Genomic DNA, 6,302 nt, shown 5'->3' on the forward strand with positions numbered 1-6,302 from the left:
CCAAGTGCGTGGACGAGCGAGTCCTGCGCGCCCGCTACGACAAGGTCAAGGGCAGCGCCGTCAACCCGGTCCTGCGCGAGGGCAACTCCGACCGCCGCGCCCCCGCCTCGGTGAAGAACTACGCCAAGGCCCACCCGCACCGGATGGGCGCCTGGACGGCCGACTCCAAGACCAATGTCGCCACCATGGGCGAGAACGACTTCCGCTCCACCGAGAAGTCCGCCGTGATTGCCGAGGACGGCAGCCTGCGGATCGAGCACGTGGCCGCCGACGGCACCACCACCGTGCTCCGCGAGTCCGTGCCGGTCCTGGCGGGCGAGGTCGTCGACGCCTCCGTGATGCGCGCCGCCGCCCTGCGTACCTTCCTCACCGAGCAGATCGGCCGCGCCAAGGCCGAGGGCGTGCTGTTCTCGGTGCACCTCAAGGCCACGATGATGAAGGTCTCCGACCCGATCGTCTTCGGCCATGTCGTCCGGGCCTTCTTCCCGAAGACCTTCGCCGAGCACGGCCCGGCCCTGGCCGCCGCCGGACTCAGCCCCAACGACGGCCTCGGCACCGTCCTCAAGGGTCTGGAGACCCTGCCCGGCGGCGACGCGATCAAGGCGTCCTTCGACGCCGAGCTGGCCGAGGGCCCGGCCCTGGCGATGGTCGACTCCGACAAGGGCATCACCAACCTGCACGTACCGTCCGACGTCATCGTCGACGCCTCGATGCCGGCCATGATCCGCACCTCCGGCCACATGTGGGGCCCGGACGGCAAGGAGGCCGACACCCTGGCCGTCCTCCCGGACAGCAGCTACTCGGGCGTCTACCAGGCCGTCATCGAGGACTGCCGGGCCAACGGCGCCTTCGACCCGGCCACCATGGGCTCCGTGCCCAACGTCGGTCTGATGGCCCAGAAGGCCGAGGAGTACGGCTCCCACGACAAGACCTTCGAGATCGCCGCCGAGGGCACGGTCCGCCTGGTCGACGCCGCGGGCAATGTGGTCCTGGAGCAGCCGGTCGCCGAGGGCGACATCTTCCGCGCCTGCCAGACCAAGGACCTGCCGATCCAGGACTGGGTCAAGCTGGCCGTCACCCGCGCCCGGGCCAGCAGCACCCCGGCCGTCTTCTGGCTGGACGAGACCCGCGCCCACGACGCGCGGCTGATCGCCAAGGTCGGCGAGTACCTGGCGCAGCACGACACCGAGGGCCTGGAGATTAAGATCCTCTCCCCGGTGGAGGCCACCAAGTTCTCCCTGGAGCGGATCCGCCGCGGCGAGGACACCATCTCCGTCACCGGCAACGTCCTCCGTGACTACCTGACCGACCTCTTCCCCATCCTGGAGCTGGGCACCAGCGCCAAGATGCTCTCGGTCGTCCCGCTGATGGCGGGCGGCGGCCTCTTCGAGACCGGCGCCGGCGGCTCCGCCCCCAAGCACGTCCAGCAGCTGGTCAAGGAGAACTACCTGCGCTGGGACAGCCTGGGCGAGTTCCTCGCGCTGGCCGTCAGCTTCGAGCACCTCGCGGTCACCACGGACAACGCCCGCGCCAAGGTCCTCGGCGAGACCCTCGACCGCGCCACCGGCACCTTCCTCAACGAGGACAAGTCGCCGACCCGGCGCCTCGGCGGGATCGACAACCGCGGCAGCCACTTCTACCTGGCCCTGTACTGGGCCCGGGAGCTGGCCGCCCAGACGGACGACGCCCGGCTCGCCGAGGCGTTCGCCCCGCTCGCGAAGACGCTCTCCGAGCAGGAGGAGACCATCGTCGCCGAGCTGATCGCGGTCCAGGGCTCCCCGGCCGACATCGGCGGCTACTACCAGCCCGACCCGGCGAAGGCCGCGGCCGTGATGCGTCCGTCCGCCACGTTCAACGAGGCCATCGCCTCCCTGGGCTGACGCCGCCCGCCGGTCCCGCCGACCGGTCGAGCGTCAGTTCCGCCCCGCCCCGTCCGGCCACCGCGCCGGGCGGGGCGGACCGCGTTCCCGGCCCGGTTCAGCTCCCGTCGCCGGACCCGGACCCGGCCCCGGACCCGGGTCCCTCCTCGTCGCGCATCCGGCCGTCCTTCGTCAGCGGTGGATCCTCCAGCCGCGGCAGATAGCACCGCTGGAACAACTCCCCGCTGAAATCGCGGCGGCTGCGCACCCCCGCCTTGTCGAAGACCTTCCGCAGATGGTCCTGCACCGTGTACTCGGCGATATGCAGCCGGGCCGACATCTCCGCCGTCGACCGCCCCAGCAGCACCTGCTGCGCCACCTCCCGCTCGCGCGGCGTCAGCCCGTACGCGTCCAGCACGATCGCCGTCAGCTCCCGGGGGTGGCTCGGCGCCAGGGACACATACGTCAGCCCCTCGTCCGCGCCGACGGCGGACGCGCCGGGAGCCGGGCCGCCCGCACCGCCGCCCGGCGCCTCCCGCCAGGCGCTGAGGGTGACCCAGTGCCCGGTGACCGTGATCGCCCGGGACCGCACCTGGGTGCCCGGCGGCACGGTACGGGCCTGGTGGACCAGGGCCCCGACGGCGTACGGCAGTCTGCGCCCCGGCGCCGGATGCGCCTCCTGGACCAGCGCCAGCCAGCGTTCGGCGGTCGCCGTCGCCAGCCGTACGCCCATCCCGTCGTCCACCACCAGCAGCCCCGCCGCGTCCGGTACGTCGTCCCGGTCGATGCCCGTCAGCAGCAGCGACCGGCGCAGCGCCGTCGTCGCCGGGGCGCTCACGGCCGCCGCGAGCGCCGTGTCGGCGGCGGTGAACGGCCGGGCGTCCGCCGCCCGGCAGAGCACGAGCAGCCCCCAGGTGCGCGCGCCGTCCCGGAGCAGGATCCGTAACTCGTCCGCCATCCCCACCGGCCTCAGGACGTCGCGGTAGTAGACGCTGTCGGCGACCCGGCCGCCGGTCGACGTACTCAGCAGACTGGCCGCCGCCGACCGCCGGGCCAGCGCCCTGATGTTGTCCACGCCCTCCTGGTCGGCGTGCTCGATCTCGAAGAGCCTGGGCATCACGGAGTGGGGAAAGCCGTGCTCGTGCAGCCCGCCGGTGTCCAGCAGCGTCGACGGGTCGAGGAGTACGGCACACCACACATCGGCCGGGACGGCGGGCAGCAGCGCGTCGGCGGTGGCGCGGAGGACGTCGAGGGAGCCGGGTGTTCCCGGCTCGCCGAGCCGGCGGCGGAGCGTGTCGGTGAGCGCGACCCGGGCGGCGGGATCGGGGCCGGGGGCGCGGGCGGGAAAGCGGGTCACGCGGGCAGGTTAGGTGGACTCCCAGACATCTGGGATGGGAACGGCGGAAATCCCCGCCTACTTTGGTGTTCACGGGGGCGGCGCCCGACGGCCGTCCCCGGTGGACCCGCGCGGAACGGGGCCCCGCGCGGGGCCCTGCCGCACCACCGGGCCGGGACCGCGGGGCCCCGGCCCGGTGGCCCGGTGGCCGTCGGCGGCCGGGGTCAGGCCCCGGTGGCGCCGTCGAGCCGTTCCCGCAGCAGATCGGCGTGGCCGTTGTGGCGGGCGTACTCCTCGATCATGTGGACCAGGATCCAGCGCAGGGACACCTCCGGGTCGCCCAGGAAGGCGGCCTCCCGGCCGGAGAGGGGGCCGCTGTCGTCGAGGGACGCCCGGGCGGTCAGCTCCCGGGCCCGGTCGATCTCCGCCCGCCAGATGGCCAGGGTCTCCGCCAGGCCCCGGTCGTGGTCGAGGCCGAAGCCGTCGGCGCCGCCGTCGGCGAAGACCGGGGGCGCGTCCCGGTCGCCCGCGAAGATCTTGCGGAACCAGTTCCGCTCCACCTCGGCCAGATGCTGTACGAGGCCCAGCAGGGTCATCGCGGACGGTTCGGCCGACACGGTCCGCGCCTGTTCGTCGGTGATTCCGGCGGTCTTGAGGGCGAGGGTCTCGCGATGGAAGTCGAGCCAGCTCTCCAGCATGGCGCGTTCGTCGGCGTGCGGCGCCGGGATGGTTCGTGGATCGGATGTCGTGGTCACGACCGACACCCTGGCATACCGTCGCGCCGGGTTCACCCGGGTATCCGGGAGCCGGGTACGGGCGGCCTCCGGCCGGTCGGTCACGGCTCGTCGGCTGTGGATCGGGCGCGGCGCCGGGCCCGCCACCACAGCCCCGTACCGACCGACGACAGGGCCAGGACCATGGTCACCACCGGCCAGCGCGCATGCTCGATCCGCCACCCCACCACCAGCACGACCGCCGTCAGTACCGCCGGGACCAGCAGGGAGACCGCGGCCCTCGCGGACGCCCCGGCCAGTCCGGGGACCGTACGGTCGGGCCGGGGGGCCGGTTCCCGGAAGTAGTAGAGCGCCGCCCGGTCCGTGAGCCGGCCCGTCGCCCGGTTGTAGGAGAGCGCCATGTACGGCAGCCACACCAGCGGCGCCACCGTGCCGACCACGATCACGGCGGCCAGCAACAGCAGATTCGCCGTGGTGATAGCCGCCCTGCGGGCCCGCCCGGGGCCGTCCCGGCGGCTACCGGGCGGGGTGATCAGCCCCAGCAGCCGGGCCATCCGCAGGGTGACGCCCCAGACGGCCACGACGGCCGGTCGGCGGCGCCGCCGGAGGCGGTGCGGGCGGTGCGGGCTTTCGGCGGACCCCGGGTCCGGTCCGGTGTCGGAGGCATCGGAGGCATCAAGGGCGCCGAGGGCGGCCCCGGCCCGGTCCGTGTCCGGATAGACGCCCATCAGGACGAGGAGTTCGGCGGCCCGTTCGGGTGAGGTCGGGTCGCGCCCGTCCAGCCCGGCGAGTTCGAGCACCGTACGGGCCTGGTTGAGCAGCGCCGCGCAGAACGCCACCGGGATCAGCAGCAGAAAGGGGCCGCCGACGAAGGCGCCCTCGGCGACCGTGTTCCGCCTGCCCCGGGCCACCACCAGGGCGCGCAGTTCGGCCGGGTCCGCGTCCGGATTCCGCTCCCGGACCCGGGCCACCGACCGGTCGGCCGCGGGACCCATGTGCCGGAGGGCGAACCGGGCCAGGTGCTCCGGCAGATGCTCCGGATCGGCGAGCACCGCACGGAGCAGCGACGGGGGGAGCGCGTCCATACGGCCTCCCGTCGGTGCGGCGCCCGGGTGGGGTGGCTCCAGTCAACGACGGCCGGGTACGGGACGCATCCCGGGGTACGGAACGCGTCCCCGCGCCACGGCGAGCGTCCCGGGGACCGGTCGATCCGGGCCCGGATCACGCGGGGCGCGACGGCCGCCCCGGTGCCGTACCGATTCGTCCGGGACACGGGCAGGCCCCGGCCGCCCTGGGGTACGGGCGGGCCGGAGCCCGGGCGGCGGCTCGCGGGCCGCCGCCGTCGGGGGCCGTGTGCCGGTCGTCGCGCGCCCGCGGGCCGGGGTCCGGATCAGGTCCGGAGCCCGGCCCGGCCGCGGGCTCGGCTCAGTGGCCGCCGCCCGAGCCGACGTCCATCAGCTCGGTGAAGGTCTTCCCGCCGTCCTTCGACTCGTAGACCCCGTCCCCGGTCGCGGCGATCAGCCGCCGGGCGTCGACCGCGGTCAGCGCCTGCGGCGGTCCGCCGGGCGCGGTGCCGGTCCGGCGCCAGCTCTTTCCGCCGTCGGCGCTGACACTGATCCCGCCCTCCGGGTCGATGCCGTACAGGGCGTCGGCGGCGGTCCAGGAGAGGAAGGCCAGTACCGGCCCGGTTCCGGCGGTGAAGGTCTTCCCGCCGTCCTTGCTGACGGAGATCCCGGTCTCGGTGGTGGCGAGCACGGTGTCGGGGTCGGTGGGGCCGACCGCGATGTCGAGGGCCTTCAGCGGGCTCCGCTTCTCCCAGACTGTGCCGTCCTTGCTGACCCGGAGCAGGCCGTTGGTGCTGTCGTAGCCGTAGACGGTGTCGTGGGCGTAGTCGAGGGAGTGGAAGTCGACCTCGCCGACCAGGGAGCGCTCCTTCCAGGTGCGGCCGATGTCGGTGCTCTCGATGAGGCCGAGGTTCGAGGGCGCGTCCCGGCCGGGCGCGGGGTGGCCGCTGGCGAGGAAGGCGCCGTCCGGGCCGAGGGTGAAGCCCATGAAGTCGTCCTCGCGGTCGCCCACCAGTTGCGGGCGGCCGTCGGCGTCCGGGGTGTGGATGCCGTTGTGGGTGGCGACGTACAGCTTGCCGTCCTTCGGGTGGATCTCGACGCCGTGGATATGGCTGATGCCTGAGCCGCCGGACGCGGCCCCGGAACCGTCGCCGTCGCCGCCGCAGGCGGTGAGGGTCAGTACGAGGGCGGCCGTCGCGGCGGACAGGGTGGCGATGCGCTTGTTCATGGGGTCCTGATCAGAGGGTGGGGGAGAGGGGTCCGGCGAGGGGTCGGGCGGGTGTGCCGTACCGGGGCGGTACGGCACACC

5 protein-coding genes are annotated in these 6,302 nt (G+C 74.0%); 1 reads left to right on the forward strand and 4 read right to left on the reverse strand.

From position 1 onward, the window contains the following. Window positions 1-1,880: NADP-dependent isocitrate dehydrogenase (locus tag AB0G74_RS33985; RefSeq protein WP_361154497.1), on the forward strand; the 1,880-nt coding region annotated here is incomplete at its 5' end. A 97-nt stretch (window positions 1,881-1,977) separates the two neighbouring features. Here AB0G74_RS33985 and AB0G74_RS33990 read toward each other — a convergent pair. The 4 genes from AB0G74_RS33990 to AB0G74_RS34005 form a co-directional block, all read right to left on the reverse strand. Next, window positions 1,978-3,216, reverse strand: coding sequence for a helix-turn-helix transcriptional regulator (locus tag AB0G74_RS33990; RefSeq protein WP_361154499.1), 1,239 nt, complete (start codon window positions 3,214-3,216; stop codon window positions 1,978-1,980). Between the two features lie 203 nt (window positions 3,217-3,419). Next, window positions 3,420-3,950 carry a DinB family protein gene (locus AB0G74_RS33995; RefSeq protein WP_361154501.1) on the reverse strand — a complete coding sequence of 177 codons (531 nt, stop codon included), beginning with the start codon at window positions 3,948-3,950 and terminating at the stop codon, window positions 3,420-3,422. 80 nt (window positions 3,951-4,030) lie between these two features. After that, window positions 4,031-5,014 carry a hypothetical protein gene (locus AB0G74_RS34000; protein WP_361154503.1) on the reverse strand — a complete coding sequence of 328 codons (984 nt, stop codon included), beginning with the start codon at window positions 5,012-5,014 and terminating at the stop codon, window positions 4,031-4,033. A gap of 340 nt (window positions 5,015-5,354) precedes the next feature. Then, window positions 5,355-6,221: a F510_1955 family glycosylhydrolase gene (locus AB0G74_RS34005; protein ID WP_361154506.1), complete on the reverse strand. Its 867-nt coding sequence runs from the start codon at window positions 6,219-6,221 to the stop codon at window positions 5,355-5,357. Between the last annotated feature and the right edge of the window lie 81 nt (window positions 6,222-6,302).

The sequence above is a fragment of the Streptomyces sp. NPDC020875 genome, assembly GCF_040641415.1.
Classification (GTDB): Bacteria; Actinomycetota; Actinomycetes; order Streptomycetales; family Streptomycetaceae; genus Streptomyces.

Coding starts and splice junctions, on each gene's coding strand:
- AB0G74_RS34000 (WP_361154503.1), bottom strand. CDS start 5,014: ATGGACGCGCTCCCCCCGTCGCTGCTCCGTGCGGTGCTCGCCGATCCG.
- AB0G74_RS34005 (WP_361154506.1), bottom strand. CDS start 6,221: ATGAACAAGCGCATCGCCACCCTGTCCGCCGCGACGGCCGCCCTCGTA.